This is a genomic window from Pontibacter sp. HJ8 (assembly GCF_054824225.1).
Genome location: NZ_JSYF01000687.1, coordinates 1 through 972 on the forward strand (window position 1 = coordinate 1; position 972 = coordinate 972).

1 protein-coding gene and 1 pseudogene are annotated in these 972 nt (G+C 39.8%); both read right to left on the reverse strand.

Annotated features, from left to right (window positions below; translation table 11 throughout):
• Nucleotides 1–42: 42 nt before the first annotated feature.
• Complete coding sequence (locus tag OB13_RS20880) at nt 43–273, reverse strand: hypothetical protein (RefSeq protein ID WP_461492115.1); 231 nt, start codon at nt 271–273, stop codon at nt 43–45.
• 238 nt (nt 274–511) lie between these two features.
• Nucleotides 512–972, reverse strand: a pseudogene (locus tag OB13_RS20885) (B12-binding domain-containing radical SAM protein); the annotation flags it as partial.

Sequence of the window (972 nt, forward strand, 5' to 3'; positions counted from 1 at the left end):
TTTATACCCAGCTAACTGAGTTTATAAGTGCAGGAGGAATTCCTAATTATCCTTTTTGTTGTTGTCCTTATCCTTATCTACATCCACTGTTTTTGTATCTTTTGTGGTGTCAGTCTCCACTTTAGTTTCTGTTACCTCATATTCAGTAGCAACAGAATCACGGTCGACAACGGTTCCTTCGCCTTCCGTAGTACCAGTTTTGTTTGAGTTTTCGCAAGCCGCCAGGCTCATTGTGCAAAGAACAATTGCGCCTGTATAAATTATCTTTTTCATGGTTTTATGGTTATGTTCTACATTCAATACAATATGAAGTTGATGTACCTCAAATATTATATCTCCTATATTTACGGGATACGCTGTATTTCGGGTGTGATTTCGGCAGAATAATTCAAAGAGCTATGTTACTAATGTACAATTGCTGAAATTTATAGGATACTTATGTTAATCCTTTTGCGATACTCCTATTCCTACTTCTCTCACAGGTATAGCAAGCGTAGCATACGTTAAGGTGTCATGATTTCAAAGCCATAGTTGGCTGAAGCTTTTCTTCCTTTCCTACGCTTCCTGCTTCTTCTCCTGGTTTAACTTTTGAAAGAATGGACTCCAGAACAGGCCGCATTTGATTTAGATTATTGGTCTTTATTAAAAAATTCCAGACGGGTTCGAACTTCTTCCAGCCGCCTGTATAAAAGAAGTGTTTCAACTTGTGTTTGTGAGAGGAATGCTTGATACTGGACCTGAAAATATTTGACCAACTATAAAACTCTTTGTATGCCCAATCATACCCGTTTTTAAGTTCTTCTGCGGTCAGGTTCGTGGTTTGATATACGACATTTCTTGTATCGTACAGGTCCCAGTTCCTGTTCAGAATACGGCCTTGCTGCTCCATGTCCTGAAACAGCTTCGTACCCGGATACGGAGTCAATACGTGATAGGTCGAAGTTGTCAGGGAGTTCCTGACTCCCCAATCCA